This window comes from Massilia sp. SYSU DXS3249 (assembly GCF_053668055.1).
Map to the genome: position 1 here is coordinate 365,496 of NZ_JBSIPX010000002.1, position 21,935 is coordinate 387,430.

Consider the following 21,935-nt stretch of genomic DNA (forward strand, 5'->3'; position numbering starts at 1 on the left):
ACTTTATTCCACCAACGTGAATGCCGGCCCGGCTTCGAGCGATTTCTTCAGACAGGCGACGCAAATACTTTGTGGTAGTGCAGGCATCGGATAATTCAGCTTGGTCGGATCGACAAAACTCTTCTTCCCCGCATGCACCTTGATCTTCCCCGGACACTGCACCGTAATATTCCCCCCATCGATCGTGATATTCGCCCCACCCGCCGTCGACAAACTGATCCGCTTCGCCGCCGCCCAATCGATATGCGCGTTGGCGCTGATGACATTGACCTCATCGCGCGCCTGCACCTTCAGCTCGTCGCCCTGCGCCTGAACGTCGATCGCATCTTTCGCAGTGATGAGCTGCAGCCCGACGCCGCCCTCGCCTGCCTTCACCACGCCACCCAATAAGCCGATCGCCTGCCCGGCATGGACCCGCATCTGCCCACCCGTGACGAACTGCGTGTCCTGCCCACTCATCAGGGTCACGGTTTCCCCATTTGCCAACTGCAGGCTCTGTCCGGCATTGGCGCCAAATCCTTCCTTGCCAGCGATGACGATCAGCGGATCGGTAAAGTGCGGCAGCTTGCCATCGCCTCCGCCCATGTTCTTGGCCGCCGCATCGCCTTTGGCCGCGTCCAGGCTGTCTTTGGCGACCATGCCGGAAGCACTGGTCGACATCGCCTTGAGCGGCGCGGATTTGTCGTCGAGCAGGCTGGCACTCGCCTTGGCAGCGCCCAGGTGCCCGGCCAGCGCGACAGCCTGATGCGTCTGCGCCGCCGTGCTGAATGTGTCAGCCAGCTTGGCCGCCTGCGCCAGCAGGCCTGCAGCGCCGGCCACCTCGCCCGCCGCGTCGCGCGCACCAGCGCTGTGATTGATCCCGTAGCTCGACACCAGCAGTCCCGCCCCCGCGCGCACTGCGCCGTACGCATCGGTGCGCAGTTCCGCGCCCAGGCCCCGGAAACTGCCGCGGTAGTTGTCGGCCGCATGAATCAGGTGGCCGAGATTGAGCTCGCTGGCGGCGTGCGTGCTGCGCAGCTGGATGCGGCCCTGGCCGTCGGTGTCGTCGAACAGCAGCTGGTTGTAGCCTGAGCCGCCGAATTCCTTGCTGCGAACGCCCCACTGCGCGGCGCCGTTGCGGTGGCCGGCGCTGTCGGCGGAGGCGCCATGCCACAACGGGCTGTTGCCGCCCGCGAGGTTGCCCTGCGCGGATGGGGCATGGTCGTTGGCGGAGGCAAAAGGATCATCCGCCCTGGAAGTACTGGCGCGTCCGCCGGGCGTCGGTGCGATGCCGCCTTCGCCCTGCCCGTTGTAGAGGGCGCCGACGACGATCGGCCGGTCGATGTCGTTTTCGAGGAACTGCACCAGCACTTCGTGCCCGATGCGCGGCAGGAACTGGGCGCCCATTCCGCCGCCGGCCGAGCGCTGGGCGACGCGCACCCAGCAGCTGGCGTTGCCATCGTCCTGCCAGTGGAAGCGGATGCGCACGCGGCCGAGGCGGTCGCAATACAGTTCGTCGGCGCCGTTGGGCTGGTCGCTGCCGTCGGCGCCGATGACGAGCGCGCTCTGGGCGCCATGCGCGGTTCGTTTGACCTGCGCGTGCTCCGGCCGCCAGGGCACATCGGCGGGCACCGCTTCGAAACAGTTGGCATAACCGGTTTCGCGCGCCTGCGCGAGCACCAGCGAGCATTCGGCCGAACAGGCATCGAGGACGCCTTCCTCCAACAACTCCGGAATCGGCCCGAACAGCTCGTCCAGTGCCTGCCGCGCCGGGGCCGGCATGTTGTTCACGCCGATGCTCGTCACCCGCAGCACGGTGAAACCGGCGCCTTCTCCGAAGGCCTGCAAGGGCGCACCCGTGACCGTCAGGCGGGTGCCGGCGCGCAGGGTGCGCACGGTCGAGCGGCCCTGCCACAGCGCGCGGCGCGCTTCCTGCGCTTCCATCCGCAGGTTCGCGTAGCGCTGCGCCTCGGCGCGGCTAGCCCAGGCGTACTGGCCCGGCACGTCATAGGATTCGAGCTGGGGCAGCTTGTCGTTGCGGTAGTGGGAAGGCGAACCGGCGGCGACGGCCTGCTTCGCCTTGTAGTCATAGCTGAGGAGACTCACGAGCGAGGCATGCAGGCACTGCCTGGCCGTGAGCGCCTGCACCGTGTCCTGCCGTTCGCTGGCGCCCGTGCGGTGATAGCGGACCGCGCCGTCGATGGCGCTCGTCATGTCCTCGGGCGCCGCATCCGGCTGGGTGCTGTCGGCGAACAGGATCGCGCCAGGGCCGTCCTCATCCTGCTCGAAGCGCCAGGACAGGCCCTCTTCGGCCAACAGGCGCGCGACGAAATCGAGGTCGGACTCGCGGTACTGGCAGCAGTAGCTGCGCGGCCTGGCCTCGGCCATGAACGCGGCCGTGTCCTCGCTCCAGCGCCATCTGGCGAGCGGACGGTAGGCCTGGAAGACCGCGTCGACGATCTCGATCACGGTCTTGTCCTGCCACACGCGGCTGTTGCGTACCTGCCCCATGCGCCACATCCAGGGCACGATGCGCAACCGGTAGCGCGCCAGGCCGCCGTCGCTGCCGAGCTGGGCCGCTTCGCCGATCTCGCCCGCGAAAGAGGTGCGGGTGCCGTCCGCCAGGCTCACGTGCAGGGCGGCGGACTGGCCCAGCAAGTCCTCGAGGGTGATGTGCACGCTGGTCGACAGGACGATGACGTCGCGCGCGCCGATCTCGTGGATCGCATCGCTCGCGCTGAAGGCCTCCACCAGCAAGGCTTGCGACAGGTAGCCGGTGCCGCCCTCCCCGATCGTCAACTCATACAGCCTGCTCGCGCTGGAAAACTCCGCCAGCGCGGCGGTGACCTGGTCTGCCAACGCGGTATGCATGCCCAAGAAACGCTCCTCGTGCAAGGTTGCAAAATGCTGGAAAGCCGCCGGGGTCGACGGCGTCAAAATCAATGCGTTGCAACAATATAATTTTCGTTGCGCGCAACCTTGTGCAAGCTCAGGTCCATTGCCAAAAGGCACGATTCGCCGCGTGAAACACGAACAATCCTACGGAATCGAATCTCCCATGCTTCGATGCTAAAGTGCTCACATATCAAGAACACGAGGCGTCTGTGAAATACCTGCAAAAAATTGGCTCTATTGGCTTCGTGATCATCGCGCTCCTCTTCTTCTTTTGCGGCCTGACACTGATCGTGCTCGCCGCGTTCGAAATCTGGTCGGCGCTGAGTCCGTCGGACGAGCAAACGATCCAGGAACGCTTCCGACTCATCCTGGAATGCGTGGGCTTCCTGACGATCGCCGTCGCCGCCCTCGAACTGGGTCAGACGGTGCTGGAGGAAGAGGTGCAGCGCGCGGTACATGTGAGCTCGCCCACCCGGCTGCGCCGCTTCCTGTCGCGTTTCCTGCTCGTGGTTGTGGTGTCGCTCGGGGTGGAATGCCTGATCGGGGTTTTCCAGTTCCTGCACACCCAGCCGGAGCTGTTGCCGCACGTGGCATCAATCGGCGTCGCTGCGGCAGTTCTGCTCGCGAGCTGGGGCGTGTTCGTGCGCATGAACGTCGAAGCCGAGAAGCTCGAGCCCGAAGCCATGCGCGAAGCGCAGAAGGAAGACAAGAATGTGGAAACCTGAATTTGCCCCGTGCCGGACGTTTTATGCACAATGGCGCACGAAGTTCTTGGACTTTCGCAAGAGTCCGGCTATAATCTTGCCTTCTTCGGGTCGTTAGCTCAGCTGGTAGAGCAGCGGACTTTTAATCCGTTGGTCGCAGGTTCGAATCCCGCACGGCCTACCAAAGATTCAGCGAAAACGCCAACCTCACGGTTGGCGTTTTTGTTTCCGCTTTCCGGTTCTGTTGCCGCTACCGTATGCCCCAGACCATCATCGCCCCCGTCCACCACGAACTCGTCATCAAGAAGAGCCGCTTCATCGCCTGCGTGCAGCCGATGGCCGACCGCGCCGGTGCACAGCAGATCGTGGCCTCGCTGCGCGCCGCGCATCCGGCGGCGGCCCACGTCTGCTGGGCGCTGCTGGCGGGCGGACAGTCGGCCGCCGTCGACGACGGCGAACCAAGCGGCACCGCCGGCCGCCCGATGCTCGACGTGCTGCGCCACCAGGACCTCGAAGGCGTACTGGCCACCGTCGTGCGCTACTTCGGCGGGGTCAAGCTGGGCGCCGGCGGCCTGGTGCGGGCCTATACCGACAGCGTCGCCCAGGCCCTGCTCGGCGCCGAGAAGGTCGCGATCGTGCGCCAGGCCCAGTTGCGCTGCGCCGCGCCCTACGCCTTCGAGGGCATGGTCCGGCGCGAGATCGAGGCGGCCGGCGCCACCCTCGTGGAAGTGATGCATGGCGACGACGTCGGCTTCACGCTCGGCCTGCCCGAAGCGGCCGCCGCGGCCTTCAAGGCACGGCTGAACGAAACGGGCAACGGCCGCATCCGCTGGTTGGGCGAGGACAGCTGAAACGCCTTCCGCCCGGGCTGCTATCAGCCCATCGCATACCTGACATCACGACACGAAAGCGGACTGGGCGCCCGGGGAGGGCTATAGTGGCCGGTTCCCCCGGCCCGGCATGCGACCCGGCCGGTGTCACCCCCCTACTGTAAAGACACCACGTTTTGATGAAGAAGAGCCTGCTCCCACTGGCCCTCGGCGGTTTCGGTATTGGCATGACCGAATTCGTCATGATGGGCATCCTCCCCGATATCGCCAGCGGCCTGCACATCACCATCCCCCAGGCCGGCTACCTGATCACCGCCTACGCGCTGGGCGTCGTCGTGGGCGCACCTACCCTCGTCAGCCTGCTGGCCAAGCGCCCGCCGCGCACGGTACTGATCTGGTTCATGCTGATGTTCGCGGTCTTCAATGCCCTCTCCGCCCTGGCCCCGAATTTCGGGATGATGGTGGTGTCGCGCTTCCTCGCCGGCCTGCCGCACGGCGCCTTCTTCGGCGTCGGCGCGGTCGTGGCCAGCCGCCTGGCGGACGAAGGCAAAGTCGCGGCTGCGATGGCGACCATGTTCACCGGGCTCACGCTGGCCAACGTCATCGGCGTCCCGCTCGGTACCTGGCTCGGCCACAACATGAGCTGGCGCCTGGTGTTCCTGATCGTCGCCGCCATCGGCCTCGCGACCGCCTTCAGCCTCAAGCAATTGGTCCCCTTCTTCGAGGCGCGCCCGAGCGGCGGCTTCATCAAGGATTTGAAAATCTTCCGCAGCCGCGGCCTGTGGATGGCGCTGGCGATCACCTCGATCGGCACCGGCGGTTTCTTCGCCTGGTTCAGCTATATCGCACCCCTGCTGACCGACGTGTCGCGCTTCGCACCCGGCCAGATCCCCCTGATCATGACCGTGGTCGGCGTCGGCATGACGGTGGGCGTGCTGGCCGGCGGGCGCCTCGCCGACCGCTTCGCGCCGATCCGGGCGATCGCCATCCTGTTGACCAGCATGACCGCCCTGCTCCTGATGAACGGCCTGCTGGCCGATTCGCAGCCGACCATGCTGGTGCTGGCCTTTGCCACCGGCGCCAACGCGCTGGCCCTCGGCCCGCCGATCCAGATGCTGCTGATCGACCACTCGCGTGAAGCAGAAATGCTCGGCTCCTCGCTCGGCCAGTCCGGTTTCAACATCGGTAACGCGACCGGCGCCTTCCTGGGCGGCATCCCTCTCACGCTCGGCTATTCCTATGCCGCGCCGCAGTGGGTGGCGGCCGGCCTGGCCGTCACCGGCGTCGCCCTGTCCCTGCTGATGCTGGGGATGCGCCGCCCGGCGCAGGCACGCGCACACCAGGCTTAAAGCGCCGCCACCACCTCGCGCGTCGACACCACAGTGGCGAACTCGCCATGCAGGCTCGCCAGCGCCACGTCGTGCATCTGCTCGGCGCTGTAATGCCGCCCGTCGGGACCTGTGCGCTCGAAGGTCGCGCTGGCATCCTCGACGATGTAGGTCTCGAAACCGAAATTGCCGGCCATGCGCGTCGTGGTCGACACGCAGTGGTCGGTCGTCAGCCCGGCAATCACCAGCGACGTGACGCCCGCCGCGCGCAGGCGCGCTTCCAGCTCGGTGCCGATGAAGGCGCTGTTCACGTCCTTGTGCAGCACTGGTTCACCCGCCAGCGGCAGGGCCTCCGGCTTGAACGGGAAGCCCGGCCCGTCGACGTAGAACAGGCTGGCCGGGCGCTCGCGCCGGTGCTGGATGTGGAACAGCGGACGCTTCGATGCGCGCCAGGCGGCCAGCAGTTCGGCGATGCGCTGTTCGGCGTGCGGATTGTTGCGCCGGCCCCAGCTCGGGTCGTTAAAGGCCTGCTGCACGTCGATCAGGACCAGGGCGGTGTGCGGGGAAAGCTTGTTCATGGTCGTTCATGTGAAGTGGATGGAGCCGCCATTCTTGGCCCGCGCCGGCGAGCGCTCAACCGAAATGCTGCATAATTGCCGGCTTCACATGAACGATTTCGATGGCCCCATGCGACTGAGCCAATTGAAGATGTTTGCCGCCGTGGCCGACCACGGCGGTTTCAGCGCCGCCGCGGCCGAACTCGGCTGCACGCAATCGCGTATCAGCCACGCGATCGCGGAACTCGAGCGCGACCTCGGCGTGCTGCTCCTGCTGCGCTCGCGCGCGGGCTCGGTGCCGACCGAGGCCGGCCAGCGCGTGCTGGCAAGGGCGCGCCAGATGCTGGCGATCGAGGCCGACCTGGTCCGCAGCGCGCACGAGGCGGACAGCCTCGCGGGCCGGGTGCGCATCGCCTGCTTCCGCAGCATCGGCACCCATCTGCTGCCCCACCTCCTCGAAGCGCTGTCCCGGGCGCACCCGGCCATCCACGTCGACATCGACGACAGCTGCGAGGAACGATTGGACATCACCGCCGCATTGCGCGACGGCCGGGCCGACCTTGGCATTGCCCAGCTGCCGCTGGAAGACGGATTTTCCTCGCTGCCCTATGTCTTCGACGAGTACATGCTGGTGACGCCGGCCGGTGCCGGCATGGACGAGGGCTGGCCGGATGTCAGTCTCCCCTTCATCAAGCTGGGATGTTCGGGCGCGGATGCGATCCTGGAGCGCTGCCGCGCGGCCGGCTTCGCGCCGCAGCCCGCGCGCACGCTGGCCAACGACACCAGCATCGCCGCGCTGGTCGCGCGCGGCATGGGCTTTTCGATCCTGCCGCGCCTGGCGACCTTTCCGGAGCCGGAAGGCGTGCGGGTACTGCCGCTGCCGATTCCGGCGCGGCGCCAGTTCGTCATCGCGGGAGTGCGCGAACGGATGGGCGAGCCGGCATTGAGGGCGGTGACGCGCCTGCTGCGCGAGCGCGCGCTGCTAAAAGCGACGCCAGCCTGGCGGGCCGGCATCGTCCGTTTCGATTAAACCAGCAGCGGTCCGCCCAGTGCGCGGCAGGCCTCTTCCGCTTCCTCGCGGATGTCGGCCAGCAGCTCCTCGTCGAGGATGAGGTCGAGCGCGCTGTCGGCGTGGTCAGGCAGGGGCGCCGCGACCGCGCCCAGGGGCGAGGCCACCGGCGCATATTGGTTCGCCAGCAGCAGGGTGTCGAGCAGGGTCGAGGGCGGCATGTTGACCCAGGCGCGGCGCAGTTCGCCGACGGCATCGACCACCGGACCCGGGACGGCCAGCTTCTTGAGCACTTCCATGCCCACCACGTCCTCGCACAATTCTCCCCACTTTTCGGGATCGTCGTCGAGCAGGCCCGGGAACTCGTCGGCGCGCGAGAGCAGGTAAAAGCCGCCGACCTCGTGGATGATGCCGGCGAACAGGGCGGTATCCGGATTCACGCCCGTCACGCGCCGCGCCAGCACGCCGGCCAGCGCCGCCACGTGGGTGGTGTGCTCCCACAACTGCTCGGCCTTCGCGCGCAGGCCCGGGTCCTTGATGCGGCTGCCGAACTGGCGCACGATCAGCCCTGCGACCAGACCCTGCAGGCGCCGATAGCCGAGCCGGGTGATGGCCGCGCGCACGTTGGTGATCGGCGGCCCGTTGCCGCCGCCGAAGGCCGCCGAATTGGCCATGGCCACGGTGCGCGCCGCCAGTTGGGGTTCGGCCAGCACCAGGCGGATCGCCTCGTCGAGCGGGCAGTCGGGATCGTCGAGCGCCTGCTGCAGGCGCAGCACGGCGTTGACGCTGGTAGGGAAGGTAATGTCACCGCGGGCCGCCTGGGCCACGATGTATCCAAAGGCTTCGAGTTTGTTCACCCGAAAATTATACCTGTCAGTACAGGCGGGCAGCCAGTCGGCAGTGCCGGGCAAGGCCGATGGCGGCGCATGCGGGGCGCATGTGCGGCGCATGAACAACAACAACGCGCGCAGCCATGCGGGATGGCGCGCGCGTCCGGCTAGTCGCCGCGGGGTGCGGCGGCCGTGCTTATTTCACCTTGATGTTGTTCTTCACGCTGGTCACGCCGTCGACTTCCTTCGCCGCCTTGACGGCCTTGTCCGCCTCGGCCTTCGACTCGACGAAGCCGCTCAGCATGACGACGCCCTTCTCGGTTTCGACGTTGATCGCCATCGATTTCAGTTCCGGCTCCTTGAACAGGCTGGCCTTGACCTTGGTGGTGATCGCCGTGTCGGACACGGCTGCCGCCGTGTTGCGGCTTGCGTCGCGCGTCTTGTCGCCGGCGCGGTCGGCCGCGTCGTCAGTTTTGGCGGCGGCTTCCTTCGACTCCTCCTTCGCGTTGGCCGCGGTCTGGCGGGTCTTGTCGCCGACGTTCTCGGCGGCGTTCTCGGTCTTCTGCGCCGCGTTCGAAGCGAGGTCTTTGGTCTTCGCGACCAGCGCCGCAGCGGCGGCCTTGGTCTTGTCGAGGACCGTCTCGGCGCCTTCCTTCGTCTTGTCGGCGGCGCGTTCGCCGGCGTTGTCGGCGCGGTTGGCGAGCGTGGTGGCGTTGCCCTTGCTGTCGACCAGGCAGGCGGTGTCGCCGCCGCCGGCTTTCTCGCACTTGGCGACGGCTGCGGCCTTGGCCGGGTCCTTGGTATCGGTGCTGGCGATCAGGCCTGCGCTGCCTGCGGCGGCGGTGGCGCCGGCCGTGGTGCTGGTGCGGCTGGCTTTCGCATCGGCCAGCGCGGCGGTGCGCACCGACTTGGCGTTATCCAGGCAGCTGTCCTTGTCGGCGCCGCTCTTGTCGTCGCACTTTTCCTTGGCCACTTCGTACTCGGCCTCGGCCACCTTGCTGCGCGCGCTGGCGCGGCCCTGCTCGGAATTGTTGTACTTGGCGATCGCCTGCGACTCGCTGCGTGCACGCGCCGCTTTCGCCTCGGCCATGCAGACATCCTTGTCGTTGCCGCTCTTGGCATCGCACTTCGCTGTGGCCGCCTTGTATTCGTTGGCCACCTTCTGCGTGACATTGCGGTAGGTCGCCGCATCGTGGTTCAGGGCAGCGGTAGGCGCGGCGGCGAAACTGGCGCCGGCCGCGGTGGCCAGCAAGGTGGCGAGCAGCGATTTCATGGTGGAGTCCCTCATGTCGGTTGTTGTGATAAGGCCATTAAACGCCCCACCCCACGCACCATCTGTGCGACAACGTACACTTGCCGAAAAAACCATGAAATGCGCTCGAGCCGCGCGATGTGCGGCGGCGGCTTTAGAGCGCCTAACAAAACCTTCAGAGCAAGGGATGCGGCCGCCCGACGCAGCGACGAAGACAGTACGACTGTACGGCGAGGAGCTGCAACGCAGCTATGGAGGTTTTGTTAGGCGCTCTTAGTCTTTGAGCAGGCCTTCGCGCCAGAGGGCTGCCGCATCCTCGAACGGCGCCCCGGTGGAGGCGATCCGGCTGGCGTCGCGGGCCAGCGCAACCCAGACCCGGGTATCGTGCCCACCGCGCGCGGTCGTCTGCCCGCTGCGCACCTGTTCCAGCCAGCCGTGCACCCGGCCATAGGCTTCCGGGTTGCGGTGCCGGGTCCAGGCCAGCGCCGCCAGGTCGGCATAGGCCTCCTCGCGGCGCGATTCGCGCACGGCCTTCGACATCGCCAGCAGGCGGGAGTCGCTTGCGGTTTCCTCGCCCACCTCGGCAAAGCCCGCCGGCAGCGCGTTCCACGCTCCCTGCGCATGGCGCCAGCAATGGGCCACCTCGTGCGCCGCCATCGCTTCGATCAGTTCGCCCTGGCGCTCGGCCGGGACGGCGGCCAGCACGGCCTCGGCCTGCGGATTGCCGCGCAAGGACAGCACCAGCTTGCAGCGGCCGCCGTCGAAGCCCATGGCCAGCGGCACGTCGGTGGCGCGCGCCTGCGGCTGGACGATGACGTCCACCGGCAGTTTCAGTTGTTGGGAATAGGCCAGGACCGGGCCGGCGGCCTGCAGCCAGCGCTGTTCGAGCGCGGTCAGTTCCGCAGCCTGGGTGGTTTGCAGATGGGCGCCGGTCAGCAGCGCGAACGACAACAGGGATTTGAACATGGGAGACTTCCGGGTTCTGCGAAATGCTTCATAGCAATTCTAGAACCCAGAATATCTTCCCAATCAGAAATATTTTTGTGGGTTTTCAAGCCGACAACGCCAGCGCCCTTCGATGCGGCGTGGACGCAACAGTAGCTCGGGTTCCGTTGTCCATCTTGAAAACGCTGACCACGTTGGCCAGGGTCGCCGCCTCGTCCTGCAGCGATGCCGCCGCCGCGCTGGCCTGCTCGACCAGGGTCGCATTCTGGCGCGTCGCCTCGTCCATGCGGCCGATGGCGGCGTTCACCTGCTCGATGCCGGCGCTCTGCTCGGCACTGGCCGAACTGATCTCGGCCATGATGTCGGTCACGCGCTTGACGCTGTTGACGATCTCTTCCATCGTGCTGCCGGCCTCGTCGACCAGGCGGGCGCCGGCGTCGACGCGCTCGACCGAGCTGCCGATCAGGGCTTTAATTTCCTTGGCCGCTGCGGCCGAACGCTGGGCCAGGTTGCGCACTTCGGTGGCGACCACGGCAAAGCCGCGGCCCTGTTCTCCGGCGCGGGCCGCCTCGACGGCGGCGTTCAGCGCGAGGATATTCGTCTGGAAGGCGATGCCGTCGATCACGCCGATGATGTCGACCACCTGCTTCGAGGAGGCGTTGATCGAGGCCATCGTCTCGACCACCTGGGCCACGACGGCGCCGCCGCGCAGCGCCACGTTCGAGGCCGACTCGGCCAGGGCATTCGCCTGGCGTGCATTGTCGGCGTTCTGGCGCACGGTGCCGGTCAGCTCCATCATCGAGGCGGCGGTGTCCTTCAGCGTGTCGGCCTGGTTTTCGGTGCGGCCGCTCAGATCCTGGTTGCCGGCCGCGATCTCGGTCGAGGCGTTGGCGATCGTCAGGGTGCCGTTGCGCACCTGGGACACGATCGCCACCAGGCTGTCGCGCATGCCCTTCATGGCGAACAGCAGGCTGCTGCTGTCGCCCGGCGCTGTCTCGATTTGCACCCCGAGGTTGCCGCCGGCGATGCTGCCGACGATGCGCGCCGCGTATTCCGGCTGGCCGCCGAGCTGGCGCAGCAGGCCGCGGCTGATGAACCAGGCCCCGAGCGCCCCGCAGGCCACGGCGACGGCGCACAGCGCCAGCATCCAGGCGAAGAAACTGCCCGTCAGCGCGCGCGCTTCGCCCGCCGCTTCCTTGTTCAGCTTTTCCTCGAGGTCGATCAGGACGTTCACGCTGGCCAGCCAGCCGACGAAAGCCGGGCCGGCCTCGCGTCCCAGCAGCGTACGCGCGCCCTCGACGTCGCCGGCCAGGTGCAGTTCCAGCACTTTGGCGATCAGCGGCTGGGTCCTGGCCTCGTCGGCCTTGATGGCCGCCAGGGCGCTCTTCTCTTCAGGCAGGATGTCGGTGCGGGCAGCGAACAGCGCGTCCAGCGCCACGGCCGCGGATTCATAGTTGGCAGCCAGCACGCGGATGCGCTCGATCGACGGCTGGGCCGCCGCCGCATCGGCCGACAGCACGGCGTCGCGCAGGGCGATGGCGCGGTCGTGCACGCTGCCGCGGAAATTGATCGCGTGGCGCTGCTTGACGTTGTTGACGTCGTTGATGTGGTTCAGGGTCTCGTCGATGTGGCCGACGCGGCTGACGGCAAGGGCAGTCAGCACCATCATCAGCGCCAGCACGGCGCCGAAACCCAGGGCCAACCGGGTTCCGATGGTCAGTTTAGAAGAGGACATGGAGGCTCGCTATAGTGGCCGGAACTGCGCTCCGGCAGCGCGCAGGGCAATATTGCCCCACGGAAAGGTCGACACTATAGCAGAGCTGTACTAGGTATTTTTACTTAGTTAATCAAATACAACAAATTTCTCGTTGATGCAGAGAAAATTTGCCATATTTGGCAAACAGGCTTATTTCGTACCCACGAGGCTCGCTGCGGTCACGAAGGCCGGACGGATGTCGTTGGGCACCGCCTTCAGCTTGTCGAGCGCCTTCTGCACGTCGGGGCGGATGACCACGTATTTCGCCATCATCGCCTTGGCGCGCGCGTAGTCGCCGGTCGCCTCGATCGTCAGGAACTCGCGGTCGAGGTCGATCACGGCCTGTTTGATTTTCTTGAAATCGACCGAGAAGGTGCCGTCGCCATGCGACACGAAGCCGCCCTTGTCGAGCAGGTAGTTCACCTGGATCGCCATGCCGCGCGCGTGCGACGAGGTCAGGCCGAAGTGCAGCGTGCGGAAGCTCGAAGCCAGGAAGGTGTTGTACAGCTTGCGCTCGGCGGCTTCGCCCTGCCCCAGCGTGTCCTTCAGCTGGCCCTTGTCCATCATGTAGCGCAGCGCCCACAGGCCGGTAATGTCGGCCTTGGCCTCTTCGATGGTCGAATAGGTGTCCTTCAGTTCTTGTCTCGGGGTCGATTCCTTGCCCCCGCTCTTCGTGACGTGCGGCCCCAGGCCGTGCATGATCTCGTGCGCCAGGATGTGGGTGAAGAAGGAATCGAAGTCGAGGTCCTTCTGGTCTTGCGGGCGCAATACCTGCTTCGTGATCGGCTTCAGGGTCGATTCGAACTTCGCTTCCTGGATGTTCTTGAGCATGACGCGCTTCGAGCCGCGCTCGCGGATGACGCGCTCGTCGTTCGGCAGGTTGTAGGCTGCCGTCTGCACGCCCATGTTGCCGTCGCCGGCGCCATAGATCTGGTTCACCACTACCATCGGCGCCATCGCCCCGACCTTCGGGTTGCGGTACTGCTTGTCGACCGGCAGGTTGTCTTCCAGCTCCTGCATGTGCTTGCCGAAGAAGTTCAGCTTCTGCGTCTCCTTGGCGTCGCGCACGCTGACATAGGCCTCGAAGGCCGCCTTGTAGCCGAACAGCTCGTCGTTATAGGTTTCATAGGGCCCGATGGTGACATCGACCGGGGAATCCAGGTCCATCCAGGCGAAGTCCGAGGCCAGGTAATCGTTCGACAGGAAAGCGTCGGCGCGCAGGGTGAGGAATTTTTTCAGGGAGGCGTTGTCGGTGCTGGCCGCCGCTTCGCGCAGGAGTGCCGCGAGCTTTTCCAGCTCCGGCCGGTATTCGTCCGAGTACTTCACAGTGCGGAACTTGCCGTCCGGGCCGCTGCGGATGACGGTGAAGTACCACTGGGCGGCTTCCTTGTCCTTTGCCGGCAGCGCGTTCATCCACGTTTCCAGCGCGGCCTTGCTCGCACCGGCCGGATAGAAGTTGGCCCCGGCCGGCTTCTGGGGCGGGATCGCGATGCCCGCATACTCGGGCGGCATGAAGGAGCTGTTGTTGTCGATGATGGACCACGGGCCCTTGTTCAGCCAGAAGGCCTGCTGGCGCGCCTTACCGAGCGGGGAATTGTCCTTCTGCAGGGCGGCCCACAGCGCTTCGTTGCCGGCCCAGCGCTGGCGCAGTTGCAGGGTATCGACGATCTTCGCGGCCTCGATCAGTTTGACGATGGCGGCGCGGTCGCCTTTCGAGAGCGCCGCCGTGTCGGCACGCAGCTCGATCGGAGCGAAGCGCTTCGCCATCGCATGCAGTTCGGCGGCGCTGGCCGCATGGGGTTGGACGGCGGGCGCTTCGGCTGCGACGGCGGAGGCGGCCGCGATGGCCAGCACGAGTGGAGCGAGAAGAAGTTTCATGGGTCCCCTGGTTTTATTTGGTGAAAAGGCAACCGGGGGATTGTAATACGGTGGCAGAGCGAAGCCAGGGTTTCGTAGGGTGGGCACTTGTGCCCACGCGGTACGGGCGTGTCCTTGCACTCGCTGCGGTAAATTGTCGCTCGCGACATCGACGACATTCCGAACGCGGTGCATGACATTCGTTCATGGACGCGGTGCGAGCGAGTCATCACCGCTAACGGTGCAGGGTAGCGCCCGTACCGCGTGGGCACAAGTGCCCACCCTACAAAATCAGCGTACCGTCGCGAGCGCGGGCGCTTCCGACCACCCGCCGCCGAGCGCGCGGGCCACGGCCACCGAGGCCAGCAAACGCTGGGTACGGATCTGCGCCGCGGCGCGGTCGGCGGCCAACGCGCTGCGCTGGGCGTCGGTCACGTCGAGGTAGGTCGAGATGCCGCGCTCGTAGCGCGCCTGCGCTACCAGCAATGCGCGGCCGGCGGCCTGCTGGGCCTGGGCCTGCACGTCGCCCTGCTTCTGGCGCTGCTGCGCATCCGACAGCGCGTCCTCGACTTCGCGCAGCGCGGTCAGCAAACGGTTTTCGTGGTTCGCCACCGCTTCCTCGTAGCGCGCGCGGTACAGGGCCAGGTTCGCCTTGTTGCGGCCGCCGTCGAACACCGGCAGCGACAGGGCCAGCGGCCCGATCGAGAACTGGCGCGCACTGCCGCCGGCCAGTTCGCGCAGCGACTCCGACGCGAAACCGAAATTCGAGGTCAGCGTCAGCGAAGGATAGAACGCGCCTTCGGCCACGGCCGCCTGCGCATTCGCCGCGCGCAGGTTGGCCACGCTGGCCGCGAGGTCCGGACGCTGGGCCAGCAGGCTAGCCGGCAGGCCGACCGGAATCGACGGCGGCAGCGGCAGCGAGGGCTTGGCCAGCGGCGCCACCAGCGGCGCGCTCGGCGAGGTGCCGACCAGGGTCGCCAGCGCGTGTTCCACCAGGTTGCGCTGGCGCTGCACCTCGTGCAGGTCGGCTTCGGCATTCGCGCGCTCGATGCGTGCGCGCGACACGTCCAGTTCGTTCGACAGGCCGGCCTCGAAGCGTGCCTCGACCAGTTCCTGCGCTTCGCGCCGGGCCGCCAGCGCATCCATCAGGATAGCGCTTTCCGCATCCAGGCCGCGCAGCTGCCAATAGCTTTGCGCCACCTGGCTCGAGAGCATCAGCAGCACGCCGTCGCGGTCGTCCTGGGCCGCCAGCGCCTGGGCGTCGGCCGCTTCGACCACGCGCCGCACGCGGCCCCAGAGGTCGAGCTCATAGGACAGGGCGGCGCCGACGCTGAAGTTGTTGCCTTCGATCGAACGTCCGCCCAGGGCCAGCGCCTGCGAGGTCTCGGCCGAGGTGCGCGAATTCGACACGCCCGCGTTCACCGACAGGTTCGGCGCCTGGCCGGCCCGCAGCACGCCCAGCTGGGCCTGCGCCTGCAGCAGGCGCTGCGCGGCCGCTTTCGCACCCGGGTTGTCGCGCAGGGCGCGCTCTTCCAGATTCGTCAGGGTGGCGTCGCCGAACACGGTCCACCACGTCGCCGGCAGGCGCGCAGTGTCGCTCACCGTAGCGGCATGGCGATAGGCCAGCGTCTCGACCGGTTTCGGCGCGACGAAATCGCGGCCGATGGTGGAGCAGCCGCTCACCAGCACGGCCAGCGCCAGGCTGACACTGATACCGAGCGCGCGGCGCGGGAACATCTGGGCAAAGGAGGAATAGAACATGATAGGTCTCATCTCTTAAACAATTTCAATGGCCACCGCCGCCGGCGCCGCCGGGGGACTTGACCTTGTCGGCCAGCCAGACCATGGCGATGCAGCTCACCAGGATCGCGCCGACGATCAGGAAGCCGTCGTTGTAGGCCATCACATAGGCTTCGCGTCGCACGATGCGGTCGAGCGCGGCCAGCGCCTGGTTGGCGGCCGTCGCCGGGTCGACGCCGGAGGCGACGAAGGCTTGCGTCATCTGCTCGATGCGTTCCTGGGTCGGCGCGGCGTAGCTCGAGATCGACTCGCCCAGGCGCGCGGAGTGGAAGTGCTCGCGGTTGGTGAGCGAGGTCGCCAGCATGGCGATGCCGATCGAGCCGCCCAGGTTGCGGGTCATGTTGAACAGGCTCGAGGCCGAGGGCATGTCCTTCGGCGCGATGCCGTTCATGGCGAAGTTCGACAGGGTCAGCATCACGAAGGGCTGGCCGATGGCGCGCACGACCTGGGTGAACATCAGCTGGTCATAGCCGGTGTTCGCGTCCATGAAGGCGTTCATCAGGCAGGAGCCGCCGAACAGCAGCAGGCCGAAGCTGCACATGATGCGGTTGTCGACTTTCGAGGACAGCGCGGCAGCGAAGGGCATCACCAGCAGCTGGGGCAGGCCGACCCAGGCGATCACTTCGCCGATCTGCATCGGCGTGTAGCCCGCGATCTGGCCCAGGTACAGCGGCAGCAGGTAAGAAGAACCGTACAGGCCCATGCCGGTGACGGCCGACAGCACGGTGGCGATCAGGAAGTTGCGCTGGCCGTAGAGGCGCAGGTTGACGAAGGACTGCTGTCGGGTGAAAGCGACGGTGACCCAGCCGAGGATGCCGATCAGCGCCAGCGCCGCGAAGGTGATGATGAACTGCGAATCGAACCAGTCCTTCGAGTTGCCCTCTTCCAGGAAGATCGTCAGGCAGCCCAGGCCCATCGCCATCAGGCCGATGCCGAGCCAGTCGGCGTTCACCAGGGTGCGGATCTGCGCGGGCTCGCGGTCCAGGCCATACACCATGCCGGCGATGAGCAGCACGCCCGGCACCCAGTTGATGTAGAAGATCGAGGGCCAGCCGTACAGCTCGGACAGGTAGCCGCCGAGGGTCGGGCCCATGGCCGGGGCGAGGGTCGCGGTGAGGCCGAAGATGGCCATGCCGACCGCGCGCTTCGAGCTTGGCAGGCGCGTCATCACGAGCGTCATCGCCATCGGGATCAGCGCGCCGCCGGTGAAGCCCTGCAGCATGCGGAACACGATCATGCTCTCGAGGTTCCAGGCCGCGCCGCACAGGGTGGAGAAGACGAGGAACAGCGCGGTGGTGCCGATCATGTAGCGGCGCACGCCAAAGGCGCGGGCGAACAGCGCCGTCATCGGAATGACGACGATCTCGGCGCACAGGTAGGCGGTGGAGATCCACGATCCCTCTTCCTGGGTGGCGTTGAGCGTGCCCAGGATGTCGCGCAGCGACGAGTTGGTGATCTGGATGTCGAGCACCGCCATGAAGGCGCCGAGCATGCCGGCGGCGACCGCGATCCAGGTGCGCAGGTCCACGGCCGCACCGGCCGCGGGCGCGCCCGGGAACACCGGAAGCGCGGGCTTGGTCGTACTCGTCATGGGAACCCTTCTTACCTGGCCGCTGCGGTGCGTACGGGCTGTTCCGCTCGCTTTTCGGTCTCCTGGCGCAGGTCGACTTCCGCCACCACCGACATGCCCGGCACCAGGCGGCCGGCGAGGCGCTGCACGTCGGCCGGCGCCAGGGTGATCTTCACCGGCACGCGCTGCACGATCTTGGTGAAGTTGCCGGTCGCGTTATCGGCCGGCAGCAGGGCGAACTGGTTGCCCGAGGCAGGCGCGAAGCTGTCCACGCGGCCGACCAGGTGTTCGCCGGGCAGCGCATCGACTTCGAGGTCGACCGCCTGGCCCGGCTTCAGGCCGGCCAGCTGGGTTTCCTTGAAGTTGGCGGTGACCCAGACCTTGTCCTCGACCACGGCCACCAGCTGCTGGCCCGGCTGCACGCGCGCCCCGACTTCGACGCTGCGGCGGCCGATGCGGCCATCGACCGGCGCCAGGATGCGGCTGTAGCCGACCTGCTGTTTCGCGTCCTTCAGCTGCGCCTGCAGCACCTTGATCTGGGCCTTGAACACGTCGCGCGCCGACGAGGCGGCGGTGATCTGGGCGTCGGCGGCGGCGGCGTTGTCGCGGCGCGCGTTGACGTCGGCGGCGGCGGCCGTGCGCGCGGCGTTGGCGGCATCGACTTCGGCCTTCGAGACGGCCTTCATCTGCTTCGTGTACAGCTGGCCGAAACGCTCGGCGTCCTGGCGTGCGCGCAGGGCCAGGGCCTGCGCCTGGCCGACCTGGGCCTTTGCCGCTTCGGCCTGGGCGCGCACCTGCGCCACCTGGGCGTCGGCCTGGATCACCTGCTGCTTCGCGCTGGCGATCTGCGCCTCGATCTGCTCGACGCGAACGTGCTGGTCGGCCGGGTCGAGTTCGGCGATGACGTCGCCCGCCTTCACATGCTGGTTGTCTTCCACCAGCACCCGCGTAACGACGCCGGCGATGCGCGCCGACACCGGGTGCACGTGGCCGGCCACGTAGGCGTTCTCGGTGTCGACGAAGTTATGGCTGCGGTACCACATGCGCCCGCCGGCGAACAGCGCCGCCACGGCGATCAGGCCGACCACAGCCAGCACGCGCTTGTTGGGCGGGGCCTTGCCGGCCGCAGCCGGTGCGGGCGGCGTCGATGGAGGCGTCGCGGAGGCGAGCGGCTTGTGCTCGTGCGAGGGCTGCGTTTGGGACATGAAGCAACTCCGAAAAAAGAAATGGGATGTATGCAGTGTCCGCCATTATTCGGCAAGCGGCCGGGTTCGTCAAGAAATGAAACGGTTGCATTTCATTTGTCGCTGCCGTAAAGTAAGGCCCATGAGTAATGCCATGACCAAACCATCGCCGGCCACTGCCACGACCAGCCTGCGCGGCGCCGGACGGCCGAAGGCCAGCGACGTCGAGGCGCGCATGCACGACCTGATCGACACGGCCGCCGCGCTGTTCCTGAAGAACGGCTACACGCGTACCAGCCTGGAAGCGATCGCGCGCACGGCGCGGGTCGCGGTGCGCACCATCTACGTCAAATTCGGCGGCAAGGCCGGCCTGCTCGCCGCGGTGCTCGAATCGCGCCGCGACCGTTTCTTCCCGATGCGCGACATGGAGCACGACACCCGCCCCTTCCGCGAGGTGGTCGACGATTTCGCGCACCAGTTCTTCGACTTGCTGTGCAACGAACAGGCCATCGCCATGCAGCGCGTCGTGATCGCCGAGGCGCCGGGCAACCCGGAACTGGCCGACACCTTTTATGGTTCCGGCCCGCGCCTGACCGGCAACATGCTGGCACGCTTTTTTGCGCGGCCCGACGTGCGCGCGCAATTGCGCACTGACCTCTCCTTTGAGCAATTGCCTGGTTTTCTCACCGGCTGGATTTCCGGCGATCCGATCGCGCGCCTGGTGTTTCCGGAGGCGCAGCCGGCCCGCGAGGAAGCCCATCGCCTGCTCGGCGAACGGCTCGAGATGTTCTACCGGGCGGTGCTCAGGTAGGCCGGCGCCGGAGGGCAGTGTGCGTCATCGCACTGATGTGGTGCAGGCCCCTATGCGAGACTGGTAGCCTCAAAATAAGGAGGGTGTCATGGATATCTACAAGAACATCACGGCTGTTGGCTGTAAGGGGGTCGCATGAGCAAGACTTCCCGTTATGAATGGCGCGACCAGCAGGCTTCGCTGCACGAGCGCATGAAGGGCTTTCTCCAGAACCCGGGCAACGAACAGCTGGAAGCAGTCGTTGCCGAAATGCGCGCGTATGCCGACGCGGCCAAGTCCGGCCACATCGAGATCCCGCAAAGCTGGACCAGTTACAGTTGAGCGATCCAGGCGCGTGCCGAGGCCGCGCACCACACAAACAATGCCGCCCGGCTTGCACCCGGCGGCATTTTTTTTATGAACACCTGCTGCAAGCGGATCAACCCGGCCACCCAGCGGGCAAGCCATTCACTTCCCCGCTTCGCCCAACAGGAACACCAAGGGCACTTCCAGCCGCCGGTTCCACGCCTTTTCGTTGTGGTCCTCCCCCGGATACACCTTGCTCAGGTAATGCGCATCGGTGTACCCCGCGTCGCGCACGATCTGGTCGACGAAGCGCTGGTAGGGCGCGTACAGCGCGTCCAGTCCCTGGTCGCCGTGGTCCTGGTACAGCCTGTGTCCCTGCGGCGCGGGCAGCTTGCGGTTCAGGTAGTTGTAGGCGGCCAGCGGCAGCAGCGCGTTCGGCTTGCCGGTGCCGGGCCAGTGGGTCGAGAGGCCGGCCGCGCCCCCGAATACCTGCGGGTACTCGGCCATCGCATACACCGAGATCAGGCCGCCCATGCTGGCGCCCATGGTGACGGTGTCGAGCGGCCCGGTGCGCGTCGCGTAGCGGGCGTCGACCAGCGGCTTGAGTTCCTGCACCAGGAAGCGCAGGTAGTTGTCGGCCTGGGGACTGCCCTTGAGCCCATCGCGCAGGAAGGCGCCGCGCGCGGCGGGCGTCATCTCGTCGAGGAATTTCTGCGGGAAGTATTCGATGTAGCGCTGCTTGTCGATGTTGAAGACGCCGACGATGATCGTGTCCGCGACCTTCCCCTCGCGCACCAGGCGCGCCAGCACCTCGTGCACGTTCCAGGCGGTCTTGTTCCAGGTCGTACTTGCGTCGAACAGCATCTGGCCGTCGTGCATGTAGAGCACCTTGAAGCGCTTGCCGGCACGCGCCTTGTCGGCATAGCCCTCCGGCAGCCACACCTCGACGGGACGCGGATCGATGAACTTCGACGGCACCATCGCCAGCCGCTCGAGGCTGCCGACGGCGACGCGCGCCTGCGCCTGGGCCGGCGCCGCAAACGGCACGCAGGCCAGCACGCCTGCCAGCAGGCAGGCGCAGGTTGTCAGGAACGATCTCATGCACACTCCCCTGGATATTGTTGAGCCAGCATTATGCCTTGCGCCGCTTGTCCCGGGACAAACAGGACCAACAGACCGGCCCGCGGTGCGCAGGTGCCTCCAGCGCCCCAAACAAATGCCGAAATTGACGAAAATCTCTTGCATAAACGACCACCGCACAGTTGAAACAATTGACGGCCACAGAGGATGAATTCCGCTATCATCCATGGTGAATTCATCAATTTTTTGCACACTCTCGGCAAAAGGATCGGCGCATGACTACCACGACACGACGGTTCAACGGGCTCGACCTGGAAAAACGCGGCGATCCCTGGCTGGCGGAAATCGACACCATCCGCCGCGAATTCGAAGAGCGCATCGCGCAGCTCCTGGCCGACAGCGGCAGCGACGCCGACCTGCTGGCGCGGGCTATGCGCGCGGGCACGCTCGGCGCTGGCAAGCGCATGCGTCCGCTGCTGCTGATGCTGGTCGCGCGCGACCTCGGCTGCTCCTCCCCTGCCCTGGTCGACATCGCCTGCGCGGTCGAGATGGTGCACGCCGCTTCCCTCATCCTCGACGACATGCCCTGCATGGACAACGCCATGCTGCGCCGCGGCCAGCCGACCATCCACGTCCAGTTCGGCGAAGACGTCGCCATCCTGGCCTCGGTCGCGCTGCTCAGCCGCGCCTTCGGCATCCTGGCGACCGCACCCGATATTCCGCCGCTGGTGCGCGCGCGCCTGGTCGCGAAGCTGGCCGAGACGGTCGGCGCCCAGGGCCTCGTGCGCGGGCAGTTCGAGGACCTGCGCAGCGGCGGCCAGCGCACCGCCGAGGAAATCGCCACCACCAACGAACTCAAAACCGGCGTGCTGCTCGGCGTCTCGGTCGACATGGCCGCCATCGTCGCCGAGTCCGACGAGTGCGTCGCCGAATCGCTGCGCGCCTTTGCGCTGGCGGCCGGCCACGCCTTCCAGATCCGCGACGATTTCCAGGACGGCCCCGGCAACGACAGCGCCGTCACCGGCAAGGACACCGGCAAGGACCTCGGCAAGGCCACGCTCATCAACGCCCTCGGCCTCGAGGAAGCGCGCCAGCGCCTGGCGACCCACCTCGACGACGCCGACCGCTACCTGACCGACGCCATCGGCAGCAAGCAGCGCACGCGCCGTTTCGTGGACACCCTGTTCGCGGGCGGCGCCGGCTTCCGGTCCGCCGCCGCGCAGGCCGCGCAGGCCGAACGCCAGGTGCACCATTGAGCGCTGG

18 protein-coding genes and 1 tRNA gene are annotated in these 21,935 nt (G+C 66.8%); 8 read left to right on the forward strand and 11 right to left on the reverse strand.

The features are described from left to right. Positions 1-3: 3 nt before the first annotated feature. Positions 4-2,850, reverse strand: a complete 2,847-nt coding sequence (locus tag ACWCIA_RS03905; protein ID WP_454161140.1) for a type VI secretion system Vgr family protein — start codon at positions 2,848-2,850, stop codon at positions 4-6. A 233-nt stretch (positions 2,851-3,083) separates the two neighbouring features. On the opposite strand from ACWCIA_RS03905, the gene ACWCIA_RS03910 reads away from it, so the two are divergent. The 4 genes from ACWCIA_RS03910 (at position 3,084) to ACWCIA_RS03925 (ending at position 5,757) form a co-directional block, all read left to right on the forward strand. Then, positions 3,084-3,599, forward strand: coding sequence for a hypothetical protein (locus ACWCIA_RS03910; RefSeq protein ID WP_454161142.1), 516 nt, complete (start codon positions 3,084-3,086; stop codon positions 3,597-3,599). Between the two features lie 87 nt (positions 3,600-3,686). Beyond that, positions 3,687-3,762: transfer RNA gene (locus ACWCIA_RS03915), tRNA-Lys, on the forward strand. Between the two features lie 73 nt (positions 3,763-3,835). Beyond that, positions 3,836-4,429 carry an IMPACT family protein gene (locus ACWCIA_RS03920; protein WP_454161144.1) on the forward strand — a complete coding sequence of 198 codons (594 nt, stop codon included), beginning with the start codon at positions 3,836-3,838 and terminating at the stop codon, positions 4,427-4,429. Positions 4,430-4,587: 158 nt separating this feature from the next. Next, the gene (locus tag ACWCIA_RS03925; RefSeq protein ID WP_454161146.1) at positions 4,588-5,757 is read left to right on the forward strand and encodes an MFS transporter; all 1,170 of its coding nucleotides are present in this window, start codon (positions 4,588-4,590) and stop codon (positions 5,755-5,757) included. Here the strand turns inward: ACWCIA_RS03925 and ACWCIA_RS03930 are convergent. Further along, positions 5,754-6,314: a cysteine hydrolase family protein gene (locus tag ACWCIA_RS03930; protein WP_454161148.1), complete on the reverse strand. Its 561-nt coding sequence runs from the start codon at positions 6,312-6,314 to the stop codon at positions 5,754-5,756. The two genes, ACWCIA_RS03925 and ACWCIA_RS03930, sit on opposite strands and share 4 nt — an antisense overlap. A gap of 109 nt (positions 6,315-6,423) precedes the next feature. Between ACWCIA_RS03930 and ACWCIA_RS03935 the strand changes: the two genes are divergently transcribed. Further along, positions 6,424-7,323, forward strand: coding sequence for a LysR family transcriptional regulator (locus ACWCIA_RS03935; protein WP_454161149.1), 900 nt, complete (start codon positions 6,424-6,426; stop codon positions 7,321-7,323). On the opposite strand, the gene ACWCIA_RS03940 is transcribed toward ACWCIA_RS03935, so the two are convergent. The 8 genes from ACWCIA_RS03940 to ACWCIA_RS03975 form a co-directional block, all read right to left on the reverse strand. Further along, entirely contained in the window at positions 7,320-8,159 is an 840-nt protein-coding gene (locus ACWCIA_RS03940) for an HDOD domain-containing protein (RefSeq protein ID WP_454161151.1), read from the reverse strand. The genes ACWCIA_RS03935 and ACWCIA_RS03940 overlap by 4 nt on opposite strands. 169 nt (positions 8,160-8,328) lie before the next feature. Further along, positions 8,329-9,405, reverse strand: coding sequence for a BON domain-containing protein (locus tag ACWCIA_RS03945; RefSeq protein WP_454161153.1), 1,077 nt, complete (start codon positions 9,403-9,405; stop codon positions 8,329-8,331). A 252-nt stretch (positions 9,406-9,657) separates the two neighbouring features. Continuing rightward, complete coding sequence (locus ACWCIA_RS03950; protein WP_454161155.1) at positions 9,658-10,350, reverse strand: hypothetical protein; 693 nt, start codon at positions 10,348-10,350, stop codon at positions 9,658-9,660. A gap of 85 nt (positions 10,351-10,435) precedes the next feature. Further along, complete coding sequence (locus tag ACWCIA_RS03955; RefSeq protein ID WP_454161157.1) at positions 10,436-12,064, reverse strand: methyl-accepting chemotaxis protein; 1,629 nt, start codon at positions 12,062-12,064, stop codon at positions 10,436-10,438. Between the two features lie 171 nt (positions 12,065-12,235). After that, positions 12,236-13,963, reverse strand: a complete 1,728-nt coding sequence (locus tag ACWCIA_RS03960; protein WP_454161159.1) for a dipeptidyl-peptidase 3 family protein — start codon at positions 13,961-13,963, stop codon at positions 12,236-12,238. Positions 13,964-14,233: 270 nt separating this feature from the next. Further along, positions 14,234-15,703, reverse strand: a complete 1,470-nt coding sequence (locus ACWCIA_RS03965) for an efflux transporter outer membrane subunit (RefSeq protein WP_454161161.1) — start codon at positions 15,701-15,703, stop codon at positions 14,234-14,236. Positions 15,704-15,728: 25 nt separating this feature from the next. Beyond that, positions 15,729-17,333, reverse strand: coding sequence for a DHA2 family efflux MFS transporter permease subunit (locus tag ACWCIA_RS03970; RefSeq protein WP_454161163.1), 1,605 nt, complete (start codon positions 17,331-17,333; stop codon positions 15,729-15,731). A gap of 11 nt (positions 17,334-17,344) precedes the next feature. Further along, positions 17,345-18,517 (reverse strand): HlyD family efflux transporter periplasmic adaptor subunit, encoded by a 1,173-nt coding sequence (locus ACWCIA_RS03975; RefSeq protein WP_454161165.1) that lies wholly within the window; start codon positions 18,515-18,517, stop codon positions 17,345-17,347. 133 nt (positions 18,518-18,650) lie between these two features. Between ACWCIA_RS03975 and ACWCIA_RS03980 the strand changes: the two genes are divergently transcribed. Both ACWCIA_RS03980 and ACWCIA_RS03985 read left to right on the forward strand, forming a co-directional pair. Then, positions 18,651-19,307 (forward strand): TetR/AcrR family transcriptional regulator, encoded by a 657-nt coding sequence (locus tag ACWCIA_RS03980; RefSeq protein ID WP_454161167.1) that lies wholly within the window; start codon positions 18,651-18,653, stop codon positions 19,305-19,307. A gap of 135 nt (positions 19,308-19,442) precedes the next feature. Next, a complete protein-coding gene (locus tag ACWCIA_RS03985; RefSeq protein WP_379784967.1) occupies positions 19,443-19,628 on the forward strand; it encodes a hypothetical protein in 186 nt (61 codons plus the stop codon). Between the two features lie 126 nt (positions 19,629-19,754). On the opposite strand, the gene ACWCIA_RS03990 is transcribed toward ACWCIA_RS03985, so the two are convergent. Continuing rightward, positions 19,755-20,693 (reverse strand): alpha/beta hydrolase, encoded by a 939-nt coding sequence (locus ACWCIA_RS03990; RefSeq protein WP_454161170.1) that lies wholly within the window; start codon positions 20,691-20,693, stop codon positions 19,755-19,757. Positions 20,694-20,947: 254 nt separating this feature from the next. On the opposite strand from ACWCIA_RS03990, the gene ACWCIA_RS03995 reads away from it, so the two are divergent. Further along, positions 20,948-21,928 (forward strand): polyprenyl synthetase family protein, encoded by a 981-nt coding sequence (locus ACWCIA_RS03995; protein ID WP_454161171.1) that lies wholly within the window; start codon positions 20,948-20,950, stop codon positions 21,926-21,928. The last annotated feature ends 7 nt before the right edge of the window (positions 21,929-21,935 follow it).